We start from the raw sequence: 21,591 nt of genomic DNA, 5'->3' as shown, positions 1-21,591 counted from the left end.
GGCGTCGGTGCGGGAGCGGACGAGGTACGACGGGGAGCAGTCGTCCCGCCGTCGTACCGCACCGCGCCCGCACCCGTCACCGGAACGGCCCGCCACCGCCTCAGGATGCGTACCGACGGACCCTCCGTCGTGCAGACGGGTACGGCCCGCGGGCCCGCGGAGTTCACGCCGGTCCGGCCGAACCGCCCGCGCGGCGCCGGGAAGGCCGGGGGACGGCGCACAGCCCCGGCCGCCGTGCGGGGCCCGAACACCCCCCGGGCGAACGGGTCTTCGTGCCCGGGGCCCGGCCGTCGGGTCAGACGCGGGACGGCCGTTCGGGCAGCGCGTCCGGCGGGACCACCAGGTCCGCGCGGTCCCTGGTCGCCGCCACCAGCCGGGCGTTGCGGCCGTCCGGGCCGAGCGTCCACGCCACCGCGGCGTCGTGGTCCTTGCCGAACTCCTCGTGCCGGGCCACGAGCCGGCGCACCCGTTCCGCCTCCGGCACCTCGCAGAACCACACCTCGTCCAGCTCCCGCCGCACCCGCGCCCAGGGGCCGGTGCCGAGCAGCAGGTAGTTGCCCTCCGTCACGACCAGGCGCACCGCGGGCGGCACGGGGATCGCCCCGGCGAGCGGCTGTTCGAGGACGCGCTCGAAACCCGGCGCGTAGACGACGCCGGGTTCCCCGACCTCTTCGCGCAGGCGTCGCAGCAGGGCCGCGTAACCGCCCGCGTCGAACGTGTCGGGGGCACCCTTGCGGTCCCGGCTGCCCAGCCGGTCCAGTTCGACGTCGGCGAGGTGGAAGCCGTCCATCGGAACGTGCGCCGCCCACGCGGCGCCCGTTCCGTTCAGCCCGGCCACCAGCCGCCGCGCCAGCGTCGTCTTGCCGGAGCCGGGACTGCCGGCGATGCCGAGCACGGCGCGGTGCCCGTCGTGCACCAGGGAGCGGGCGCGGGCCAGGAGATCGTCGAATGTCGCGGGCATCCGAGAAGTCTGCCACCGGCAGCCGTGCGGCCGCGTCCGCACCGGTGGCCGGGACCGGCCGCGCGTGTGGCGTCCGCCACCCGCGCAACTGAACCGGGCCGTACGGGGAAGTGGGCCTGTATGACGGAGCTCGGTCTGCCCGAAAACATCCTGGCCTGCCTCTTCGACCTCGACGGGGTCGTCACCAAGACGGCGGTCGTGCACGCCGCGGCCTGGAAGGAGGCGTTCGACGCCTTCCTCCACGAACGGGACGGCGACGGCTTCCGGCCCTTCGACGCGAGCGGCGACTACGACGAGTACGTCGACGGCCGCCCGCGCGCCGACGGTGTCCGCGCCTTCCTGGAGTCGCGCGGCATCCATCTGCCGGAGGGCGACCCGGGCGACCCACCGGACGCGTCGACCGTCAACGGCCTCGGCAACCGCAAGAACGAGCTGCTGCTGGAGAAGATCCGCACCGACGGCGTCGAGGCGTACGACGGCACCATCCAGTACCTGCGGGACGTCCGCGCGGCCGGGCTGCGGACGGCAATCGTGTCCTCCAGCGCCAACTGCCGTGACGTACTGCGCTCGATCGACGCGGAGGACCTGTTCGACGTGCGCATCGACGGCGTGGTCGCCGCCGAGCGCAAACTGCCCGGCAAGCCCCACCCGGACACCTTCCTCGCCGCCGCCGAGGACCTCGGCGTCGACGCGGCCGGGTCCGCCGTCTTCGAGGACGCGCTCGCGGGCATGGACGCGGGCCACGCCGGCCACTTCGGCTACGTCGTCGGCGTCGACCGCGTCGGCCAGACCGACGCCCTCTACCGGCACGGCGCGAGCCGCGTCGTGAAGGACCTCGCCGAGCTCCGGAACTCCGACGGCGGCACGGACGGCGGCCCGGACGGCCCGGCGGACGCCCGCAACGACACCCGGGGAGGTACCGCGTGATCACCCAGGGTGCCTACGCCGTCGAACCGTGGACCGTGCGCGAGACGGAACTCAACCTCGACGTCCTCGCCCAGAGCGAGTCCGTGTTCGCGCTGTCCAACGGGCACGTCGGCTGGCGCGGCAATCTCGACGAGGGCGAACCGCACGGCCTGCCGGGCTCCTACCTCAACGGCGTGTACGAACTGCACCCGCTGCCCTACGCCGAGGCCGGGTACGGCTACCCGGAGTCCGGCCAGACCGTCATCAACGTCACCAACGGCAAGGTGCTGCGCCTGCTGGTCGACGACGAGCCCTTCGACCTGCGCTACGGCCGGCTCGTCAGCCACGAACGCACCCTCGACCTGCGGCGCGGCGTGCTGGAACGGGTCTGCGAGTGGACGTCCCCGGCCGGGTCGACGGTCCGGGTCCGCTCGACCCGGCTGGTCTCCCTCACCCAGCGCGCCCTGGCCGCGGTCGCCTACGAGGTGGAGGCCGTCGGCGAGGAGACCCGCGTGGTGGTCCAGTCGGAGCTGGTCACCAACGAGCAACTCCCGGCGGGCAACGGCGATCCGCGCGCCTCCGTGCTCCTCAAGTCCCCGCTGGAGCCCGAGCAGGACGCCTGCTCCGGAGAGCGGCTGCGCCTGGTGCACCGCACCCGCCGCAGCGGACTGCGCGTCGCCGTGGCCGCGGACCACACGATCGACGGGCCCGAGCGGACGACCACCAGCAGCGAGAGCAACTGCGACGTGGCCCGGCTGACCGTCACCTCGGTCCTGAAGCCCGGCGAACGGCTGCGCGTCGAGAAGCTGGTGGCGCACGGCTGGTCCGGGGTGCGCTCACTGCCCGCCATGTGCGACCAGGTCGAGGCGGCCCTCGCGTCCGCGAACGGCGGCTGGCAGGGCCTCGCCGACGAACAGCGCGCCTACCTCGACGACTTCTGGTCGCGCGCCGACGTCGAGGTGGACGGCGACGAGGAGATCCAACAGGCCGTCCGCTTCGCGCTGTTCCACGTACTCCAGGCCGGCGCCCGCGCCGAGCAGCGCGCCATCCCGTCCAAGGGGCTGACCGGCTCCGGCTACGACGGCCACGCCTTCTGGGACACCGAGACGTTCGTCCTGCCGCTGCTGACGTACACCGCGCCCGAGTCGGTCTCCGGCGCGCTGCGCTGGCGGCACAGCACCCTGCCCGCCGCCCGCGACCGCGCGGTCCAACTCGGCCTGCGCGGCGCCGCGTTCCCCTGGCGGACCATCGAGGGCTCCGAGGGTTCCGCCTACTGGCCCGCCGGCACGGCCGCGTTCCATGTGAACGCGGACATAGCCGACGCCGTCGTACGGTACGTGGCGGCCACCGGCGACGAGGCGTTCGAGCGCGAGGCGGGCCTCGAACTCCTCGTGGAGACGGCCCGGTTGTGGCGTTCGCTCGGGCACCACGACCACCGCGGGGTGTTCCACCTCGACGGGGTGACCGGCCCCGACGAGTACAGCGCGATCGCCGACGACAACACGTACACCAACCTGATGGCGCGGGCGAACCTGCTCGCGGCCGTCGCCGCCGTCGAACGGCATCCCGCGCAGGCGGCGGCACTCGGCGTCGACGACGAGGAGAGCGCCGCGTGGCGCGACGCCGCCGACGCGGTGCACGTCCCGTACAACGAGGAGCTGGGCGTCCACGAGCAGAGCGCCGGCTTCACCCGTTACCAGCCCTGGGACTTCGAGGACACCCGCGCCGACCAGTACCCGCTGCTGCTGCACTTCCCGTACTTCGACCTGTACCGCAAGCAGGTGGTCAAGCAGGCGGACCTGGTCCTGGCCATGTACACCTGCGACGGCTTCTTCGACGACGACCAGATCGCCCGCAACTTCGCCTACTACGAGCCGCTGACCGTACGGGACTCGTCGCTGTCGGCCTGCTGCCAGGCCGTGATAGCCGCCCAGACGGGGCACTTGGGGCTCGCCTACGACTACACCGCCGAGGCGGCGCTCATGGACCTGGCCGACCTGGAGCACAACACCCGGGACGGCCTGCACATCGCGTCGCTCGCCGGTACCTGGACGGCACTGGTCGCGGGCTTCGGCGGACTGCGGGCCGGCGCGGACTCCCTCGCGTTCGCGCCGCGGCTGCCGGAGCGGTTCCGGCGGCTCGCGTTCAACCTCCAGTTCCGCGGGCGGGGACTGCGCGTGGAGATAGCGGCCGACAAGGCGACCTACACCCTGCTGTCCGGGCCGCCCCTGACGATCCGTCATCACGGGGACAGCCTCACCGTGGGCGCGGACGGCCCCGTCGTGGGCGTCGTTCCCGCTCCCCGCAGGCGCCCGGCACCGCGGCAGCCGCGGCACCGCAAGCCCAACGTCCGCTGAAACGGGGCGGGTCGGGGGAGCCGGGCAGGTGTCAGGGGTGGACGAGATCCAGCGACACCTGCCACAGGCGGGCCGCGCGGTCGGGGTCGAGCGCGTAGCCGGCCACCCCGCGCCGCACGCCCGGCCGGTGCGGGCCGGCCTCCGCGCAGTCCTCGAAGTAGCGTCCCCCCACGCCGTCGAGCAGCGGTGAGGCGGCGAGCAGGGCGGACGTGGCGGCACCCTGCTCCGGTGTCTTCCAGGAGACACCGGAGCCGTCCGTCCCGGCGTCCACGTGCGGGACGTGCCGCATCAGGCCGGTGGACGGAATCCGCCCGGGATTCAGGGAGTTGGCGAGGATGCCGTCACCGGCCCACCGCCGTGTCGCCTCCACCGCGAACAGGATGTTGGCGGTCTTCGACTGCCCGTACGCGACGAACGCGTCGTAGGGCCGCCGGTCGAACATGAGGTCGTCGAAGTCGACGTCCCCGCCGACGTGGCCGACCGAACCGACCGAGACGATCCGTGCCCCGTTCGCGGCGGCCAGGGCGTCGTGGAGTCCCGCGGCGAGGGCGAAGTGCCCGAGGTGGTTCGTCGCGAACTGCGCCTCCCAGCCCTCCGGCGTCCGCGTCAACGGCATCGCCATGACACCGGCGTTGGCGACCAGGATGTGCAGCGGGCCCTCCCACCCGTCCGTGAACCGCCGGACGGACTCCCGGCTCACCAGGTCGAGTTGGGCCACGCGGACGTCCGGGCCGCCTGTCGACGCCGCGATGTCCGCGCGCGCCCGCTCCCCGGCGGCCGTGTCGCGGACGGCGAGGGTCACTTCGGCGCCCGCCGCCGCGAGCGCCCGCGCGGTCTCGACGCCCAGACCCGACGAGGCTCCGGTGACGACGGCACGACGGCCGGCCAGGTCGACCCCGTCGACCACTTCGAGCGCGGTGGACCCGGCGCCGAACGGTGTGGTCAGGAGCGGGGTGTCGGTCATGGCGGGGATCTCCTTGTCGGCGTCCGGTGGCCTGCGGGCCCTGTGTGCCCTCCGGATGGCGGGCGGGCGCGGGGGTGCCGCGTGGTCCGCGTGGTCGGGCCCGCGCCTAGACTGGTAAGCGGAGCCGGGTCCGGTAATCAGCGTAAGCGGACCCGGCTCCGGATAGCAACAGGGCGGTGTCAGGAGGCGGGCGTGGAGCGGACCGAGGGTGTGCGGCCGGGCGCGGAGGGCGGGAGCGCGGGCGGTCGCAGGCTGCGCGCCGACGCGCGGCTCAACGAGGACCGGCTGCTCGAAGCCGCCGCGCGCGCCTTCGCCCGGGACGGCGCCGGCGCGCAGCTCAAGGCCATCGCCCAGGACGCGGGCGTCGGCATCGGCACCCTCTACCGCCGCTTCCCCTCCCGCGAACGCCTGGTCGAGGCGGCCTACCGCAACGAGACGGCCAAACTCTGCGCCGCCGCACCCGGGCTGCTCGACGGCACCCCCGCCGATCTGGCGCTGCGTGCCTGGGCCGGCGACTTCGTCGGTTTCATGGCGGCCAAGCACGCCATGGCGGACGTGCTCCAGAGCGTCCTCGCCGCCGACGGCGACCTGCGCACACGGACCCGCGACCTGCTCACCGAGGCCGTCGCCGCCCTGCTCGCCGCCGGGGCGCGGGACGGCACGCTGCGGGCCGACGCCGACCCCGACGACGTGCTGATGGCCCTCGGCGGCGTGACCCTCATCGCCGGGGACGCCGCCGGGCGTCCTCTCGCCGACCGGCTGCTCGACCTCCTGCTCGACGGCCTGCGCCACCACGCGCCCGCGAAGCGCCCCCCGGTGGTGTGAACCCGGTGTGAACGGGCGGTCGCCGTCCGTGCCCGCACATCGCGGTGACCTCGCGGGATGCGCAGGAGCCCCGTCCGGGGCGCGCTCCCGGCGCCGTGACGCACGGTGCGCGACGGGCACGTGCGCGTTACTTTGTCCGTGTTCCTACCGGACTTGCGTGCGCGGCCCGAGGGCGGTGGCGCGCCAGAGACCCTGCCCGGCGCGGGGGAGGGGCTGGACGATGACTCCGCAGCGCGAACGCGGCGCCCGTGCGGCGCGGACGCCCCGCGGGCCGTCCCGCCGAGGGAGGGGCGCGACCGTATGACGACACCTTCCGGCATCACCGCGGCCACGGCCGGCAGCCGCAGACGGGTCTACTGGCAGGCCGGGTTCACCCTCCTCGTGCTGACCGCCTTCGCCGTGCTGGCCCGCCGCCACTGGCCCGTGCTCCAGTCCGGCGCCGGGCGGCTCGTGGTGGCCGACCCGGGCTGGCTGCTGGCCGGGGCCGTGGCCGCCGCGGGGACCTGGCTGTGCTCGGCGCTCGCCCAGCAGGGCGCGGTGACCGAGCGGCTGCCGGGTGGGCGGCTGCTCGCCGCGCAGTTCGCGGCGAGTGCCGCCAACCATCTGCTGCCCGCCGGACTGGGGGCGGGCGTGGTCAACGTGCGGTTCCTGATGCGTCAGGGACTCGGATGCGCGCGCTCGGCGACCGCCGTCGCCGTCAAGGGGACGGCCGGCGGTGCCGTGCGCGCGGTCCTGATCGCACTGCTGGCGCTCGCCTGCCCGGGACTGCTCCGCGTGCCGCCCGGTCCCCTCGTCCCGATCGCCGGGGTGCTGGGCGTCGCGGCCCTCGTGACGGTCCTGGTGGTGGCCGGGCGCCGGCCGCGCTGCGGGCGGGTGCTGGCCGCCGCGGTCGCCGACGTGCGTGCCGTGCACGCCAGGCCGGCCAGGGCCGCCGCCCTGTGGGGCGGCTCGCTCGCCTTCGCGACGCTGCACTCCCTCGTCATGATCGCCGTCACGCAGGCGGTGGGTCTCCGTCTGCCACCTCTGACGGTGGCCCTGCTCTACCTCGCCGCGAGCAGCGCCGCCGCCCTGCTGCCGACGCCCGGCGGCATCGGCTCGCTGGACGCGGCCCTCGCTCTCGCGCTCACCGCGGCGGGCGCCCCCGCCGCCACGGCGGCCTCGGCCGTGCTCGGGTACCGACTGCTGACCGTCTGGCTGCCGCTGGTCCCGGGCCTGGTCCTGCTCGCGGTCATGGTCCGCCGCAAGTCCCTGTGAGCACTTCGAACGTTCTTTCTTTAGGTGACTCCAAAAGAGGGAACACCGGACATATGGGTGCAAACAGCTTCGAAGTGATCGCGGCCAGTGCCATCGGCAACTCGGTCGGTGCCTTCGTCGGCGGCCTCGTCATCGTTCTCGCGCTGGTGTGGGCCGTGCGGCTCGGCATCGGAGTGCGCCGCCGCGAGTCCAGGCCGCCCCGGGCCGCCGAGCAGCCGAAACTGCCCGCCACCGGTGCGGTGCACGAGATACAGGAGGCGCGCGAGCCGGACGAGATGCCGCACACCGCGAACGGTGAACGCCTCATGCCCTACGAACTGCACGCCGCCTCGACCAAACGCAGCGGCGACCAGCGCCATCGGCAGTGGAGCCCCGGTTCCAGCGGCGGCTTCGGCAGCGGCGGCCCCGGCCACACCTGAGAACGGCCGACCGGTGCACCGCCGGCGTACGGGCCCCCACGCGGGCGAAAGGTGTGAACCGTGCGATCCGTGTGATTGGAGCGGGCCCGGCGGGAAACGCGGACCATGGCGGCCGAGCGGCACGGCGACGCGAGCACGCGAGCGTCACGCCGCCGTGCGGCCGTGCACCACGAACCCGAGGAGGAGGCGCCCATGAGTACGGAGCGACCGGAGATCGACCCCATGGCGGACGACGTCTACCAGCCCACCGGGGGCAACGAGGAGCAGCAGGACGCCGGCGCGCTGGACCCCGAGGACGCCCTCGACGAACTGTCCTACGACAAGACCCTCGACGAGGGGTACTCGCCGCCCGAGCGGCCCCTCGGGGTGACCCGCTACGGCACGACCGCCGAGGAGCAGAACGAGGGCGAGACCCTCGACCAGCGGCTGGCCGAGGAAGTCCCCGACGTCACGGACGAACCCGGCGACGGCATCGGCGACAGCCGGGACACGGCGGGCGAACCCGTGGACCCGCAGGCGGGCGACGGCCGGGCGGGCCGGCTGGTCGCCCTGGACGAGGGCACCAGCGCCGATGTCACCAAGGAAGAGGTCGCCAACGACGTGGGGATCGACGGCGGCGCGGCGGGTGCGGAGGAGGCCGCCGTCCACGTGGTCGAGGACGACGTGCTCCTCCCGGACGAACCGGCGTAGGTCGCGGCCCCTGCGGCGGCCCGTCCTCGGCCGGTGTCGCGGTTGGGCGCGCCGGGCGGGTCCGTACCGCCCGGCGCGCCCCGTGGCACGGCCGTCCCGCTCCCCTCAGTCGCCGAGCTGGGCGATCTGGCGCAGCTTGTTCGTGGCGTCCAGCGCCGCGATCTTGTAGGACTCGGCGAGGGTGGGGTAGTTGAAGACCGTGTCGACCAGATAGTCGACGGTCCCGCCGCACCCCATCACGGACTGTCCGATGTGGATCAGCTCGGTGGCACCCGTGCCGAAGCAGTGCACACCGAGCAGCTTGCGGTCGGTGGGTGACACCAGCAGCTTCAGCATGCCGTGCGAGTCGCCGATGATCTGGCCGCGGGCCAGCTCGCGGTAGCGCGAGATGCCGACCTCGAACGGGACGGATTCCTCAGTCAGTTGGTCCTCGGTGCGCCCCACGAAGCTGATCTCGGGGATGGTGTAGATGCCGATCGGCTGGAGGTCGCCCATGCGTCCCACCGGCTCGCCGCACGCGTGGTACGCCGCCGCCCGGCCCTGCTCCATGGAGGTCGCCGCGAGCGCCGGGAAGCCGATCACGTCGCCCACCGCGTAGATGTGCGGCACCTCGGTCCGGTAGTGCTCGTCGACGGATATCCGCCCGCGCGGATCGGCGCTCAACCCGGCCTTGTCCAGGTCGAGTTCGTCGGTCAGACCCTGGCGTCCCGCCGAGTACATCACCGCGTCGGAGGGGATCTTCTTGCCGCTCTCCAGGACGGTGAGCGCGCCGCGCTCGTGCCGCTCCACCGCCGCGACGGTCTCCCCGAAGCGGAACGTCACCGCGAGATCGCGCAGGTGGTACTTCAGCGACTCGATGACCTCGACGTCACACATGTCGAGCATCCCGGACCGCTTCTCGACCACCGTCACCTTGCTGCCCAGCGCGGCGAACATGCTCGCGTACTCCATGCCGATCACGCCGGCACCCACGATGACCATGGACCGCGGGACGCGTTCGAGGGCGAGGACGTTGTCCGAGTCCATGATGGTGCGCCCGTCGAACTCCACCGCGTCCGGGCGGGCCGGCCGGGTGCCGCAGGCGATGACGATGTGTTCCGCGCCCAACAGCTTCTCGGCGCCGCTGAGTTCACGCACGGCCACGGTGTGGTCGTCGAGGAAGTGCGCGGTACCGGCGAACAGGGAGATGCGGTTGCGCGAGAGCTGGCTGCGGATCACGTCGACCTCGCGGCCCACCACGTGCTGGGTGCGCGCGGTCAGGTCGGAGACGGTGATGTCCTCCTTCAGCCGGTAGCTCTGGCCGTACAGGTCCCGCTGGGTGAGACCCGTCAGGTACAGCACTGCCTCGCGCAGTGTCTTGGAGGGGATGGTTCCGGTGTGTATGGAGACCCCGCCCACCATGTCGGGGCGGTCCACCACGGCCACGCGGCGGCCCAGTTTCGCCGCGGCGATGGCGGCCTTCTGGCCGCCGGGTCCGGAACCGATGACGAGCAGGTCGAAATCGAAGTCTGGCACCTCCGGAGTCTGACAGGCCGGACGTCCGGGCGAAAGGGCCGACGGACAAACGCGGTTGGCGGCGGGACGCGGTTCCCGGCGGCCGGACGGCCCGGCCCGTAGGCTCGCTCGGGTGATGGAGACCATGGTGTTCGACGTCGGAGAGACGATCACCCGTGACGACCGGTACTGGGCGTCGTGGGCGGACTGGCTGGAGGTTCCCCGCCACACCCTGTCGGCGCTGGTCGGCGCGGTCGTCGCCGAGGGCCGCGACCACGGCGACGCGCTGCGGCTGGTGCGTCCCGGCATCGACGTCGCGGCCGAGTACCACGCCCGGGAGGCCGCGGGACGGGGCGAGGCGCTCGGCGAGGACGACCTCTACGACGACGTCCGCCCCGCCCTCGCCGGGCTGCGGGCGCGCGGGGTCCGGGTGATCGTGGCCGGCAACCAGACGCCTCGCGCGGGGGAGTTGCTGCGCGACCTCGACCTGCCGGCCGACCTGATCGTCACGTCGGGCGAGTGGGGTGTGGCCAAACCCCGGCCGGAGTTCTTCCACCGCGTGCTGGAGGTGGCGCGGGCCGCCCCGGAGCGCACCCTCTACGTGGGCGACCACCCCGCCAACGACCTGTACCCGGCGAAGGCGGCGGGCCTGCGCACGGCACACCTCAGGCGCGGTCCCTGGGGTCACCTCTGGGCGGACGCCCCGGAGGTGGTCGCGGCGGCGGACTGGCGCGTGGACTCGCTGCACGAGCTGGTGGCGCTGGCCGAACAGGACTGACGCACACGGGTGTTGGCGCCGTTCGGCGGTGTCACCCCGCCAGCGGGCGCACTCCGCCCTCGGTGAGGGCCGCCGTGTGCCGGGCGACGAGACCCCGCAGCGCCCGTTCGGTCGCCGCGTCGGCCGGGGTGAGGACGAGCAGGCGCTGGTCGGAGCCGTCCACGGCGGCCAGGGTGTCGTAGCACAGGGACAGGACCCCGGCCGTGGCGTGGCGGACACGTTTGCCGCCGTGGGCCCGTTCCCGCACCGTGCGGTCGTCCCACCATGCCGCGAACTCCGCGCTGGCGGACCGCAGTTCGGCGACGAGCGTGCGCAGACGTCCGTCGTCGCGGTGCCGGGCCAGGTTGGCGCGGAGGTTGCCGACCGTCTCGCGGGCGACGCGCTCCCAGTCGAGTTGGGCGGCCCGGACGTCCGGGGAGAGGAACAGCAGCCGCGCGCTGTTGGCGGCGAGGCCCTGCCCGAAGCCGGTGCCGAACAGGGCGGTCGCGGCGGCGTTGTGGGCCAGGACGTCGAAGCGGCTGTCGATCACGTAGGCGGGCAGCAGCGGCATGCCGTCGAGCAGTGCGCGCAGGGAGGGGCCGACCGGGGCGGCGACACGCTCGCGCGGCGGCGCCTCGCCGCGGGCGATCAGGTGCAGGTGCCGGCGCTCCGTCGGGGACAGCCGCAGCGCGCCGGCGATGCCGTCGAGCACGGTGACGCCCGGGACGCCCACGCGGCCCTGCTCCAGCCGGGCGTACCAGTCGACGCTCACCGCGGCCAGTTCGGCGACCTCCTGGCGGCGCAGCCCCGGTGTGCGGCGGCGGCCGTGGCCGGGCAGGCCGACGTCGCGCGGGGCGGTGCGCTCCCGTGCCGCGCGCAGGAACGCGCCCAGCTCACCTCGCCGTCCACCGGCCCGCTCGTTCACGCGCCCAGCATCCGCGCCCGCTCGGCACGGTGTCCAGGGCGCAGGGTCGCACTCCGGGTGCCAGGATGCGGGCGGCCTTCCTGCCCCGTGCTCCGGCCGCGATCGTCGAGGTCATCGGGGCCGCCGTGCGGCGGTCCCCGCGAAACGGGAGGACGTCATGAACAGAGGCAAGCGGACGGTGCGTTCGGCTGTCGCGATCGCGGGTGCCGTGGCCGCGCTGTCCTGCGCCGGGGTGGCCGGCGCGAGCCCCGCGGGCGGCGGTTACGGGTACACGGCCGTGCGGGAGGGGGTGCCGGACGGTGCCGCCCGGTTCACGGTGACGAGTCCGGACCTGCGCGACGGCAGGCCCTTCCCGGCCGACGAGATCGCCAACGCCTTCGGCTGCTCCGGGGCCGACCGGCAGCCCCGGCTGCACTGGACCGGTGCTCCGGCCGGTACCCGGAGCTACGCGGTCACCATGTTCGACCCCGACGCGGCGACGGGCAGCGGCTTCTGGCACTGGATCACCTGGGACATCCCGGCCGGGACGAGCACGCTGGACGCGGCGCTGCCCGCCGGCGCCGTGGCCGGCACCAACGACGCGGGCGGCACCGGCTACCTGGGCCCGTGCCCGCCCGCCGGGGACGGCACCCACCACTACCGGCTGACGGTGCTGGCCCTGGACGTGCCGACCCTGGACCTGCCGGCCTCGACGCCGGACGCCGTCGCCCGGTTCACCATGAGCGGCCACGTGATCGGTTCCGCCCGCATCACGGCGACGGCGCGCACGGCCGCGGGGGAGTGACCGAAGGAGACGTTCGGGCGCCGGGAGGTCCCGGCGCCCGACGGGTACGTGCTCGGTGTGCGGGGCGCCTACGCCCCCGGGCCCGGACCGGCCTCGTCGCCGGGGCCGGTCGCCTCGGGCTGCGTGTACGCGTCGGTGTCCAGGTCGCGGCGTCCGCCGCGCAGTTCGTACCGTGCGCGGAGCACGGAGGCGGCGCGGTCGCGCGGTGCGCAGCTGATGCCGAAGTGCTGGTGGGCGTACTCCAGGACGTCGGCGACGTCGACCCGGCCGCGCGGTGCGGGCGATCCGTCCGTGCCCTCGGCCGAACGGGCGGCGAGTGCCCGGCGTTCCGCGGTGATGGCGATGTCGGCGGCGACTCCGAGCTGGGCGCGCAGATGACGTGCCCGCCGCGCGGAGATCTCCCGCGCGGACCGACCGTGCCACGGGACCAAGCGTCTCATCCCGACCAACCCCCTGACAGCTCGGCGCCGCCCGGGCGGATGCGGGGGCGGCGCGTGTGTGAACGTGCCCCGCACGCCTACCCCGGGGGCGTTCGTTCAGACAGCCGCCACCGAGATAACCCGGACATCAGTGTCAACGGCACCCCGAACGGGGCGACTTGACCACCGGCTCCGCAGACCGTGCCGTCCCGACGACCAGCGCCGCTCCCCGCGTCCGTGCCGACGACGGCCCGGTCTCCAGGCGCAGTTCGCCCGGCTCGACCGCCACGGCCAGCTCCCGGGTGACGGACCCCAGTACCTCCGCGTCGATGCCGAAGACCGCCTCGCCCTCCGCGCCCGGTGCCAGGTCCAGGCGGACGAAGCCGCGCAGCTCGCGGACGCGGGGCCACGAGCTGCCCCCCGACAGCCGGCGCACGTACAGCTGGACGGTCTCGCGGACCCGGTGCCGCCCGGTGTTCCGCACGGTGACACGGCAGGTCAGCGTCGGGTCCGCGACCGTGACGGCCGACCGGGACAGACGCGGCTCGCCGTAGGCCACCGTGCCGTAGGACAGTCCGTGGCCGAACGGGTGCCGGGCGACCGCGGGTTGGTCGACGTAGCCCCGGTAACCGTGGTCCTTGACGTTGTAGAACACCGGGAGCTGGGCGGCCGACCGGGGGACGGAGACCGGCAGCCGGCCCTCCGGGGACGCCGCGCCGAACAGGACGTCGCCCACCGCACGCCCGCCCCACGGGCCCGGGTACCAGCAGGTGAGCACCGCGGCGGCCGTGCCGGACAGGTCGGGCAGCGCGTGCGGGCGGCCCTGGACGAGGACGACCACGACAGGGGTGCCGGTGGCCGCCACCGCGGCGAGCAGCGCCGACTGGCCCGCGGGCAGTGCCGGATCGGCCAGGTCGACGCCCTCGCCGCAGGTCATCCCCGACGGCCGCCCGGCGCCGACCACGGCCGCGCCGTTGGCCTCGAACGACGTGTCGTCCGACCGCGCGCTCGACCCGCCGAGGACCAGCACGGCCACGTCCGCCGCGCGGGCCAGCGCCACGGCGTCGGGAACGCCGCCGACGTCGTCCCCGGTCAGCTCCGCGCCCCGGGCGTACGTCACCCCGGTGCCGGCCGGCGCGGCCGCGCGCACCCCCTCCAGGACCGTGGTCCCGCCGCCGGGCCGCTGCGGCGCCGTGTAGTCGCCGATCTGCTGCGCCACCGAGTCGGCGTTCGGGCCGATGACGGCGACACGGCGCACGGCCGTGTCCAACGGCAGTGTGCGGCCGTCGTGTTCGAGGAGGGTGAGGGACGCCCGCGCGATGCGCTCGCTCAACTCGCGCAGCGGGAGCGGCTGTTCGGGCGGTGACGCGGGGGTGTACGGCTGCTCGAAGAGGCCCAGCCGGAACTTGAGCGTCAGCACGCGGGCGACCGCCGTGTCGAGCGCCGCCTCCGCGAGGAGCCCGCCCGCGACGGCCTCCCCGAGCCGGGGGAAGCACGCGTCCCACAGCCCCAGGTCGCACCCCGCGTCCAGCGCGAGGGCACCCGCGGCGACCGGGTCCCCGGTGAGGCGGACCAGGCGGTCCACCGCGCACCCGTCCGCCACGACGATCCCGTCGAAGCCCCACGTCTCGCGCAACAGGCCGGTCAGCAGGTCCCTGTTGGCGACGCAGGGCAGGCCGTCGAACTCGTTGTACGCCGCCATCACCCCGGCCGCGCCCGCGCGCACCCCGGCACGTGCCGCCGTCAGGTGGATCTCGTGCAACTCGCGGGCGCCCAGCTCGGTGGCCGCGCTGTTGCGACCTCCGACCGTCGCGCCCTGGCCCGCGAAGTGCTTGAGCACGACCCCGACGCCGGAGCTCCGCATGCCCCGCACCAGTGCCTCCGTGAAGCGCGCCGCGAGGTACGGGTCCTCGCCGAAGCACTCCTCCGCCCGGCCCCAGCGCGGGTCGCGCACCAGGTCGAGGGCGGACACCAGGGCCACATGGCCGCCGCGCGCCCGCAGTTCGGCCGCGGCACCGGCCGCGGCCGCCTCGTACAGGCCGGGGTCCCAGGTCGCGCCGACGGCCAGGTTGACCGGCAACACCGTTCCGTCCAGGGCCTGATGGCCGTGCGGAACCTCCTCCACCAGCAGCACCGGGATGCCGAGACGGGTTTTCTCCACCACGTGCCGCTGGACCGCGTCGGCGACCCGGGCACCGTCCGCCGCGGTGATCCCGTCGGCGAAACCGACCCCGGACCACGCGTCGGCGCGCTGAAGCCCGTACAGGGCGCCCATGCCGTCGTACGCGGCGACCTCCGCGCGGAACGCGTCGGACAGGCGGTGACCGTCGGGGGTGCGCTCCCACGCGTCCCAGCCGTACATCCGCTGGTTGACCTGGCCGACCTTCTCGGCGAGCGTCATCCGGCCGAGCAGGTCGCGCACCCGGTCGGCCACGGGCGCCGACGGGTCGAGGTAGCGCGCCGCCGTCCCGCTCCGCGCGGGCCGCCCGGTCACGCGAGCTCCAGGACACGTACGCCCCAGGGGGCGAGCGTCACGTCGGCGGTCTCGGCGCCGGTCGTCAGCTCGCGCAGGACACCGTCCGCGACCGGGCGCACCGTGACCTCCTCGGGGCTCTGGCTGACCAGCCACACGAACCGCCGTCCGTCCTCGTGCAGCAGGACGTCGGCGCCGACGTACGGGGAGTCCACGGTCACGGGCCGCCGCGCTCCCGCGACGTCCGCGAGCGCCGCGTAGAGGCGGTGCGTCTCCTCGGGGTTGACGCGCGCGGTGCGGGCGGCCATGTGCTCCAGGGGGTACGTCGCGAGGACGGTGCGGCCCTCGCCGGTCTCGTTGACAAGCAGCGCGGGACGGCCGTGCGCGTCGACCGCCACCACCCGCGCGCTCCGCGGCACGACGGGCAGGTAGGCCCTGCTGTCCTCGTTGCCGGCGACCGGGAAGCGCAGCACCTCGCCGGCGCCGACGGACCCGAAGTCCTCGGTGAACCTCATCTCCAGCACGTCGTCCTCGATCGGCTCGGCGACGCCGTACGCCAACTGGAGCTCCACGCCGAACAGTCCGTCCAGGTCGTCGAACCACGGTCCGCGCGTGCCGGGGTGCTCCCCGGAGCAGAACGACAGGTAGACCGTGGCGCCCGCCGCCGCCCGCCGCTCCAGCTCCCGCCGGGTGCGCGTGGTGAACTGCCGTGTCGACGGGAGCAGATACAGGCTCGCCCCGCCGGGCAGCCCGTCGGCCTCCCGGGTCAGCGCCACCGGCAGGTCGGCCGCGCGGGCGGCCACGTAACCCTGGTGCAGCGACGTGAAGATCAGCGGGCGGTCCGCCGGACGGCTGTAGGGGTAGCCGCGTTCCAGGAAGGCGGGCACCACGAGGGCCGCGTCGGCGTCGGAACGAGCGCAGCGCGCGAAGTCGACGTCCTTCAGCACCTGGGCGAAGGAGGCGAGTTCGCGCAGCGGGGCCTTGGGGGCGCCGGTGCCGTCGGTGATGCCGAAGTGCATCTCGAAGGGGTGGTGGTCGTAGGGCGAGCGGTCCCACAGCGCGTCGTAGTCGGTGTTGTTCCACGCGATCCAGCCGGTCGCCCCGCCGAGCAGCGAGTTGTGCAGTGTCTGCCGGTAGTAGGTGCCGGCGTTCTCCGCCGACACCGTGTCCGTCGACAGACCGAACTCCTCCAGGACCACGGGCTGTCCGGTGACCGCCGCCAACTCGCACTCGAACGCGGCCCGTTGGTGCTGGCGTGCCAGGTCGGTGTCGGAGCGGTAGACGTGCGGGCCGACGAAGTCGACGTACTCGGCGGTGTCCCGCAGCGAGAAGCCGTTGTCGCGCCCGGTGACCTCGATGCCCCACGCCCCGTCGCCGAGCGACACCGGCTGCGTGCCGCCCGCCGCCCGCACCGCGTTGCACATGGCCTGCGCCCACGCCGTGACCACGTCGGACGACGGCGGGTCGACCTGGTAGATCCGGCCGTAGCCCGGCATCTCGTTGGTGATCAGCCAGCCGGTCACCGCCGGGTGGTCCTTGAACCGCCGGGTCATCCGCGACACGAACCAGGCCTGCCTGCCCACCATCCACACGTCCTCGTAGAGGTCGCGCCCGCCGCGCCAGGCGGGGTCCCAGTTCTCGCCGGACATGTGGCCGACGATGAACGTCGGCACCGTGCCCATGCCCAACTCCCGGTGCGCGTCGAGGAAGTCGTCGAAGCGCTCGCACAACGTCTCGTCGACGCGGTGCGGTTCGGGGTGGAAGTCCGGCCAGTAGAAGAACGACCGTGTCATGGTCAGACCGTGCTCGCGCAGTACCCGCAGTTCCTCGCGGACGATCCCCGGGTCGTAGTCCCGCCACATCAGCGGACCGCCGGTGCGGGACCAGAAGTTGGCGCCGAGCCAGGGCAGAACGGCGTTGTCGTGGGCGAGTTGGGCGCTGTGGCGTCGCATGGTCCTTCTCGGATCTCGTTCGTACGGTACGGGCGCGGGGGCCCGGGGCGGCGGTGGGGCGGCGTCAGCCGGGGGCGGGTCCGGTGGACTCCCGGACCACCAGCCGGGGCCGGTCGTCGAGCACGGCCTCCTCGACGTCCTCGCCGCAGCGGGCGAGCAGCAGCCGGGCGGCGGCCGCCCCCACCCGCTGCACCTGCTGGTCGACGGTGGTCAGCCGCGGGTGCAGCCAGCGGCCGAGCGGCAGGTCGTCGTACCCCACGACCGACACGTCGGCGGGGACGCGCAGGCCGTGCCGCTGCGCGGTGCCGATGCCGCACACCGCCATGGAGTCGTTGGCGTAGACGACCGCCGTCGGCCGGTCCGGGGCGTCCAGCAGCGCCTCGGTGGCCGCGGTCGCGGAGCGTTCGGTGAAGTCGGTGTGCAGCACGGCGAACGGCCGCAGCCCGGCCGAGCGCAGCCCCGCCTCGAAGACGCCCAGCCGCAGTCGCGTGTGCTGGAGTTCGGCCGGCCCCGCGACATAGGCGACGCGCCGGTGGCCGAACTCCAGCAGATGCGCGACGACTTCCGCGACACCGGCGCCCTGGCCGCCCAGTCCGACCCGCGGCACCGCCGCCGTCCGGTCCGGGGCGCCGAGCAGTACGGCCGGCAGCCCGAGCCGGGCGAGCAGCGCGGGCCGGGAGTCGTCGGCGCGCGCGTCCGTCAGGATCGCCCCGTCCACCCGCCCCTCGGCCGCGAACCGCTCGTACAGCAGGTTCTCCTCCTGCACTCCGGCCACCAGGTGCAGCAGCAACCCGTAGCCGCGCGGGGCGAGTTCGCCCTCTATCCCGGTGATCAGCTCACTGAAGTGGGGGTCGGCGCCGAGTACGTCGGTGGGGCGGCGCACCACCAGCGCGAGGGTGCGGGTGCGGGCGCTGCGCAGGGCGGCCGCCGGTGCGCTCGGCGACCAGCCGAGCCGCAGCGCCGCGTCCAGGATGCGCTGCCGGGTCGCGCCGGAGAGCCGCCCCTTGCCGTTGAACGCCTGGGACACCGCCGCCGTCGACACGCCCGCCTCGGCCGCGACCTCCTTGATGGTGGGCCGCCGCCCGGCCGGTTTCCCGGCGGGCGTCCCGCCCGCGGGCGCCTGCTCCGTGGACGCGCTCACATCTTCACCGCCCCGTTCACCAGTGCCTGCTGCATCCGCTTCTGGAGCACCGTGTAGACGACCCAGACCGGTACGAGGGTCAGTACGGTACCGGCGGTGAGCACGCCGTAGTCGGTGCCCGTGATGGCCTTCAGAGTGGGCAGTGCCACCTGCACGGTGCGCTGCGCCGGGTCCGGCCCGATGATGACCAGCGAGTACAGGTACTCGTTCCAGAACGTCAGGAAGTTCAGCAGCAGCACCGTCGCGATGCCGGGCAGGCACATGGGCACGTACACGTGCCGCAGCACCGCGAACGTGGACGCGCCGTCGAGCCGCGCGGCCTCCTCCATCTCGGCGGGGATGGTCCGCATGAACTGCACCAGGATCACCACCGACAGCGGCATCGCCGTCGCGGGCAGGAACAGCACCATGAACGTCCGCGTGTGGAACAGCCCGGTCGCCGCGGCCAGCAGGAAGGTCGGGAAGAGCGCCGCGAACGTGGGGATGAGGAAGCCGAGGGAGAAGACCTTCTCCATGACGGACGCTGCCCGCCCCGTCGACCGGGCCAGCGCGAACGCCGCCGGGAGGGCGAGCGCCAGCGTCAGCACCAGGGAAAGGACCGTCACCAGACCCGAGTTGACGACCGCGAGGCCGAGGTCCGCGCTGGTGAAGGCGGTCCGGAAGTTGTGCAGGCCGAACGACGAGGGCAGCGCGAAGGGATGGGCGAAGATCTCCTCGTTCGACTTGAACGCCGAGGCGAGGAAGTAGTAGAGCGGCACGATCAACAGCACCGCGTAGAGCCACACCAGCAGGTGGGCGGGCAGCCAGCGTTTGCCGAGCTTCATGGACAGCCGCTCCGATCAGTAGTTCTGGCGGAACACCCGGCGGATGACGAGCAGTCCGGCGAGCCCGGCCAGGAAGAGGATCACTCCGACGGTCTGGCTGTAGCCGAGGTCGGCGGCGATGAACGCCTTCTGGTACACGAGGAAGGACAGGGTGGTCGACGACGTGCCCGGACCGCCCTGCGTCAGCAGCAGCACGTTCTGCGCCGAGCCGAACAGCGTCCACAGGAACTGCAGCATCGTCACGACACCGACGTAGTCGCGGATCACGGGGAAGTGGACGCGCCACATGGTGCGCCAGTGGCCGGCCCCGTCGAGCTGCGCCGCCTCGCCGAGTTCGTCCGGCACGCTGTTCAGGCGGGCCGCGAACAGCACCGCCGTGAAACCGATGCCGCTCCACACGTCCAGCGCGATCAGGCACGCCAGCGCGGTCGACGGCGACGCCAGCCACGCGTCGGTCAGCGAGCCGAGCCCCACCGACTGCAACGCCCCGTTCAGCAGCCCGTCCGGTGACAGCGCCGCGTAGAACACCATCGCCTTGGCGGGCGTGGAGATCAGGCCGGGGATGAACAGCAGGTAGCGCAGGACGCGGTGGCCGGGCGGCCGCTGGGCCACGTAGTAGCCGAGCATGAACGCGCACACGATCATGACCGGCAGCGCCACCGCCAACTGGACGGCGGTGTTGCGCACGGAGTCCCAGAACACCGGGTCGTCCATGACCGTACGGACGTTGTCGAGCCCCGCGAACGACACCGGCTGGAGCATCCCCGGCCAGTGCAGGGTGGCGATGACGAAGATGGCGACCATCGGGCCGACCATGAACACGAGGTACCAGACCAGCGCCGGTACGGCGAGGATCGTGCCGCCCTGCCGGGGCGTGCGCCGGCCGGGGGCCGGGGAGGGCGGACCGGGCCGGCGGACCGAGGTACCGCCCGGTGTGGACGTCAACGTCGTCATGGGGTGACTCCCGTGCACTGGTTCTGGGCCGACGAGCGGGCGGACACGTGCGGACGCCTCACGCGGAGCGGTAGGCGGCTTCGAGGACCGCGCGGACCTTGGCGGCGCTGGTGCCGCGCGTGAACGACGTACTGGTCGCCGTGACGAGCGGCTGGCTCGCGGTGGGCGGGACGTACACGTCAGGCAGCAGCACCTGGCTCACGTCGGAGCCGAGCCGCTGCGCCGCGGCGACCAGCGGGAAGTCCGTGCTCACGGCGTCCGAGCGCAGCGCCATGTCCCGGCCCGCCTCCCGGATGAACCGGGACACGGTGTCCGCCGAGTACATGAACTCCAGGAACTTCCGTACCGCGTCGATCTTCTTCACGCCGTTCGGGCTGATCCAGAACCCGATCAGCGTGTACGTCCGCAGGATCGTGGGCCTCGGGTGCGCCGCGCCGTCCGTGAGGGGCCAGCCGCCGACGTCCGTGTGGCGCGCGATCTCGTCCGGCACCGTCGCGAGCGCCGACGACATCGCCGACTCGACCGCCGCGGCACCGGTGTTGAACTGGGTGGTCATCGAGTCGGACGTCAGGCCCTGCGCCTTGTCGGCGAACACGCCCGCGTCCCGCAGTTCCACGAAGTAGTCGATGCCCTGCCGGGCGCCCCGGCTGCCGAAGTCGCCCGTGGAGTAGGCGTGTTGGGCCTCGGCTTCGGAGAGGAAGGTCTGGATGATCTGCGCGAGCAGCTTCTGGCCCGTCCAGTCGTTGCCGCCGATCGTCACCGGCGCCACACCCTTGGCGCGCAACTTGCGTGCGGCGGCGATGAGTTGGTCACCCGTCGTCGGCACCGTCCCGACGCCCGCCCGGTCGAGCAGTGCCCTGTTGTACGCCACGGGCCAGTTCGTCGCGAAGTAGGGGAAGGCGCGCAGCCGGTCCTTGTCGTCCGTCCACGCGGTGACGGCCGCCGGAAGCACCCGCTCGCGCAGTCCCCAGTCGTCGAGATAGCCCTTGACGTCGACGGTGGCACCCACGTCGGTCCACGCCAGCGTCTTGTCGTAGAGGTTGACCATCACGACGTCGGCCTCCTTGTGGGCCAGTCGCGAGGTCTCGTAGACCTGGGCGAGGTCGTCGCCGTTGATCAGGTTCTTGACCTTGAGCCCGGGGTTCGCGTCACGGAACCGGTCCAGGGCGTGGAGGTACGTCGGCGAGCCCGGTGCCGTGGTGCCCAACTGGCTGTGCACGACCAGGGTGTCGGGGTCGTCGTCCGACGCGACGAGCGCGGAGCAGCCGGAGAGGGCGGGCAGAGCGGTGGCGGCGAGGCCGGTACCGGCGGCGAGGAAGCCGCGCCGAGTCAACGGTGAGCGCACAGCGGGGTGTCTCCAAGCAGGCGGTTAACGAGTGGTTAATCGATGTACCTCCGAAGGTGCGAGGAACTTAAGGTGCGACGGGCGTGGGGTCAACCCCCTGCCGGGAATGCGGGCGCCCGGGACGGGAGGGCCGTGCGCGGGGAAACC

General features: G+C 73.7%; 19 protein-coding genes. 8 read left to right on the top strand and 11 right to left on the bottom strand.

Annotated features, from left to right (window positions below; translation table 11 throughout):
* Positions 1 to 295 precede the first annotated feature (295 nt).
* Positions 296 to 961 carry a nucleoside/nucleotide kinase family protein gene (locus ACFZA0_RS08570; protein WP_391013259.1) on the bottom strand — a complete coding sequence of 222 codons (666 nt, stop codon included), beginning with the start codon at positions 959 to 961 and terminating at the stop codon, positions 296 to 298.
* A 120-nt stretch (positions 962 to 1,081) separates the two neighbouring features.
* Between ACFZA0_RS08570 and ACFZA0_RS08565 the strand changes: the two genes are divergently transcribed.
* On the top strand, positions 1,082 to 1,888 hold the full coding sequence (locus ACFZA0_RS08565) for a beta-phosphoglucomutase family hydrolase (protein WP_391013257.1): 807 nt from the start codon (positions 1,082 to 1,084) through the stop codon (positions 1,886 to 1,888).
* On the top strand, positions 1,885 to 4,224 hold the full coding sequence (locus tag ACFZA0_RS08560) for a glycosyl hydrolase family 65 protein (protein ID WP_391013255.1): 2,340 nt from the start codon (positions 1,885 to 1,887) through the stop codon (positions 4,222 to 4,224). Before ACFZA0_RS08565 ends, ACFZA0_RS08560 begins: the two co-directional genes overlap by 4 nt.
* Positions 4,225 to 4,255: 31 nt before the next feature.
* Here ACFZA0_RS08560 and ACFZA0_RS08555 read toward each other — a convergent pair whose 3' ends face one another.
* Positions 4,256 to 5,188 (bottom strand): SDR family NAD(P)-dependent oxidoreductase, encoded by a 933-nt coding sequence (locus ACFZA0_RS08555; RefSeq protein ID WP_391013253.1) that lies wholly within the window; start codon positions 5,186 to 5,188, stop codon positions 4,256 to 4,258.
* A 192-nt stretch (positions 5,189 to 5,380) separates the two neighbouring features.
* On the opposite strand from ACFZA0_RS08555, the gene ACFZA0_RS08550 reads away from it, so the two are divergent.
* The 4 genes from ACFZA0_RS08550 to ACFZA0_RS08535 all read left to right on the top strand — a co-directional run bounded on the left by ACFZA0_RS08550 (position 5,381) and on the right by ACFZA0_RS08535 (position 8,376).
* On the top strand, positions 5,381 to 6,013 hold the full coding sequence (locus ACFZA0_RS08550) for a TetR family transcriptional regulator (protein WP_391013251.1): 633 nt from the start codon (positions 5,381 to 5,383) through the stop codon (positions 6,011 to 6,013).
* Between the two features lie 300 nt (positions 6,014 to 6,313).
* The gene (locus ACFZA0_RS08545) at positions 6,314 to 7,267 is read left to right on the top strand and encodes a lysylphosphatidylglycerol synthase domain-containing protein (protein WP_391013249.1); all 954 of its coding nucleotides are present in this window, start codon (positions 6,314 to 6,316) and stop codon (positions 7,265 to 7,267) included.
* A 53-nt stretch (positions 7,268 to 7,320) separates the two neighbouring features.
* Complete coding sequence (locus ACFZA0_RS08540; protein ID WP_391013247.1) at positions 7,321 to 7,686, top strand: DUF6479 family protein; 366 nt, start codon at positions 7,321 to 7,323, stop codon at positions 7,684 to 7,686.
* A 192-nt stretch (positions 7,687 to 7,878) separates the two neighbouring features.
* Positions 7,879 to 8,376 carry a DUF5709 domain-containing protein gene (locus ACFZA0_RS08535; RefSeq protein ID WP_391013245.1) on the top strand — a complete coding sequence of 166 codons (498 nt, stop codon included), beginning with the start codon at positions 7,879 to 7,881 and terminating at the stop codon, positions 8,374 to 8,376.
* Positions 8,377 to 8,481: 105 nt separating this feature from the next.
* Here ACFZA0_RS08535 and sthA read toward each other — a convergent pair whose 3' ends face one another.
* Positions 8,482 to 9,891 carry a Si-specific NAD(P)(+) transhydrogenase gene (sthA, locus tag ACFZA0_RS08530; protein ID WP_391013243.1) on the bottom strand — a complete coding sequence of 470 codons (1,410 nt, stop codon included), beginning with the start codon at positions 9,889 to 9,891 and terminating at the stop codon, positions 8,482 to 8,484.
* A gap of 115 nt (positions 9,892 to 10,006) precedes the next feature.
* Between sthA and ACFZA0_RS08525 the strand changes: the two genes are divergently transcribed.
* Entirely contained in the window at positions 10,007 to 10,648 is a 642-nt protein-coding gene (locus tag ACFZA0_RS08525) for an HAD-IA family hydrolase (RefSeq protein ID WP_391013562.1), read from the top strand.
* A gap of 31 nt (positions 10,649 to 10,679) precedes the next feature.
* Here ACFZA0_RS08525 and ACFZA0_RS08520 read toward each other — a convergent pair whose 3' ends face one another.
* Positions 10,680 to 11,552, bottom strand: coding sequence for a helix-turn-helix domain-containing protein (locus ACFZA0_RS08520; RefSeq protein WP_391013241.1), 873 nt, complete (start codon positions 11,550 to 11,552; stop codon positions 10,680 to 10,682).
* Between the two features lie 157 nt (positions 11,553 to 11,709).
* On the opposite strand from ACFZA0_RS08520, the gene ACFZA0_RS08515 reads away from it, so the two are divergent.
* Positions 11,710 to 12,336: a YbhB/YbcL family Raf kinase inhibitor-like protein gene (locus tag ACFZA0_RS08515; RefSeq protein WP_391013239.1), complete on the top strand. Its 627-nt coding sequence runs from the start codon at positions 11,710 to 11,712 to the stop codon at positions 12,334 to 12,336.
* 68 nt (positions 12,337 to 12,404) lie between these two features.
* Here the strand turns inward: ACFZA0_RS08515 and ACFZA0_RS08510 are convergent, their stop codons facing one another.
* The 7 genes from ACFZA0_RS08510 to ACFZA0_RS08480 all read right to left on the bottom strand — a co-directional run bounded on the left by ACFZA0_RS08510 (position 12,405) and on the right by ACFZA0_RS08480 (position 21,444).
* The gene (locus ACFZA0_RS08510; RefSeq protein WP_391013237.1) at positions 12,405 to 12,776 is read right to left on the bottom strand and encodes a hypothetical protein; all 372 of its coding nucleotides are present in this window, start codon (positions 12,774 to 12,776) and stop codon (positions 12,405 to 12,407) included.
* Positions 12,777 to 12,909: 133 nt separating this feature from the next.
* Positions 12,910 to 15,249 carry a glycoside hydrolase family 3 N-terminal domain-containing protein gene (locus ACFZA0_RS08505; RefSeq protein WP_391013235.1) on the bottom strand — a complete coding sequence of 780 codons (2,340 nt, stop codon included), beginning with the start codon at positions 15,247 to 15,249 and terminating at the stop codon, positions 12,910 to 12,912.
* Positions 15,246 to 17,180, bottom strand: a complete 1,935-nt coding sequence (locus ACFZA0_RS08500; RefSeq protein ID WP_391013233.1) for a cellulase family glycosylhydrolase — start codon at positions 17,178 to 17,180, stop codon at positions 15,246 to 15,248. Before ACFZA0_RS08500 ends, ACFZA0_RS08505 begins: the two co-directional genes overlap by 4 nt.
* A gap of 64 nt (positions 17,181 to 17,244) precedes the next feature.
* Positions 17,245 to 18,321 (bottom strand): substrate-binding domain-containing protein, encoded by a 1,077-nt coding sequence (locus tag ACFZA0_RS08495; RefSeq protein ID WP_391013231.1) that lies wholly within the window; start codon positions 18,319 to 18,321, stop codon positions 17,245 to 17,247.
* Positions 18,318 to 19,145, bottom strand: a complete 828-nt coding sequence (locus ACFZA0_RS08490) for an ABC transporter permease subunit (protein WP_391013229.1) — start codon at positions 19,143 to 19,145, stop codon at positions 18,318 to 18,320. The genes ACFZA0_RS08495 and ACFZA0_RS08490 overlap by 4 nt, the downstream gene beginning before the upstream one ends.
* Positions 19,146 to 19,160: 15 nt before the next feature.
* A complete protein-coding gene (locus ACFZA0_RS08485) occupies positions 19,161 to 20,099 on the bottom strand; it encodes an ABC transporter permease subunit (protein ID WP_391013227.1) in 939 nt (312 codons plus the stop codon).
* A 58-nt stretch (positions 20,100 to 20,157) separates the two neighbouring features.
* A complete protein-coding gene (locus ACFZA0_RS08480) occupies positions 20,158 to 21,444 on the bottom strand; it encodes an extracellular solute-binding protein (RefSeq protein WP_391013225.1) in 1,287 nt (428 codons plus the stop codon).
* Between the last annotated feature and the right edge of the window lie 147 nt (positions 21,445 to 21,591).

The sequence above is a fragment of the Streptomyces sp. NPDC008150 genome, from assembly GCF_042956945.1.
Lineage (GTDB): Bacteria > Actinomycetota > Actinomycetes > Streptomycetales > Streptomycetaceae > Streptomyces.
This window is presented reverse-complemented; position numbering and strand designations above follow the sequence as displayed.

Excerpts from the sequence above, each read along its gene's own strand:
- ACFZA0_RS08570 (WP_391013259.1), bottom strand. The coding sequence starts at position 961 with ATGCCCGCGACATTCGACGATCTCCTGGCCCGCGCCCGCTCCCTGGTG.
- ACFZA0_RS08565 (WP_391013257.1), top strand. The coding sequence starts at position 1,082 with ATGACGGAGCTCGGTCTGCCCGAAAACATCCTGGCCTGCCTCTTCGAC.
- ACFZA0_RS08555 (WP_391013253.1), bottom strand. The coding sequence starts at position 5,188 with ATGACCGACACCCCGCTCCTGACCACACCGTTCGGCGCCGGGTCCACC.
- ACFZA0_RS08545 (WP_391013249.1), top strand. The coding sequence starts at position 6,314 with ATGACGACACCTTCCGGCATCACCGCGGCCACGGCCGGCAGCCGCAGA.
- ACFZA0_RS08540 (WP_391013247.1), top strand. The coding sequence starts at position 7,321 with ATGGGTGCAAACAGCTTCGAAGTGATCGCGGCCAGTGCCATCGGCAAC.
- ACFZA0_RS08535 (WP_391013245.1), top strand. The coding sequence starts at position 7,879 with ATGAGTACGGAGCGACCGGAGATCGACCCCATGGCGGACGACGTCTAC.
- ACFZA0_RS08525 (WP_391013562.1), top strand. The coding sequence starts at position 10,007 with ATGGAGACCATGGTGTTCGACGTCGGAGAGACGATCACCCGTGACGAC.
- ACFZA0_RS08515 (WP_391013239.1), top strand. The coding sequence starts at position 11,710 with ATGAACAGAGGCAAGCGGACGGTGCGTTCGGCTGTCGCGATCGCGGGT.
- ACFZA0_RS08510 (WP_391013237.1), bottom strand. The coding sequence starts at position 12,776 with ATGAGACGCTTGGTCCCGTGGCACGGTCGGTCCGCGCGGGAGATCTCC.
- ACFZA0_RS08500 (WP_391013233.1), bottom strand. The coding sequence starts at position 17,180 with ATGCGACGCCACAGCGCCCAACTCGCCCACGACAACGCCGTTCTGCCC.
- ACFZA0_RS08490 (WP_391013229.1), bottom strand. The coding sequence starts at position 19,145 with ATGAAGCTCGGCAAACGCTGGCTGCCCGCCCACCTGCTGGTGTGGCTC.
- ACFZA0_RS08485 (WP_391013227.1), bottom strand. The coding sequence starts at position 20,099 with ATGACGACGTTGACGTCCACACCGGGCGGTACCTCGGTCCGCCGGCCC.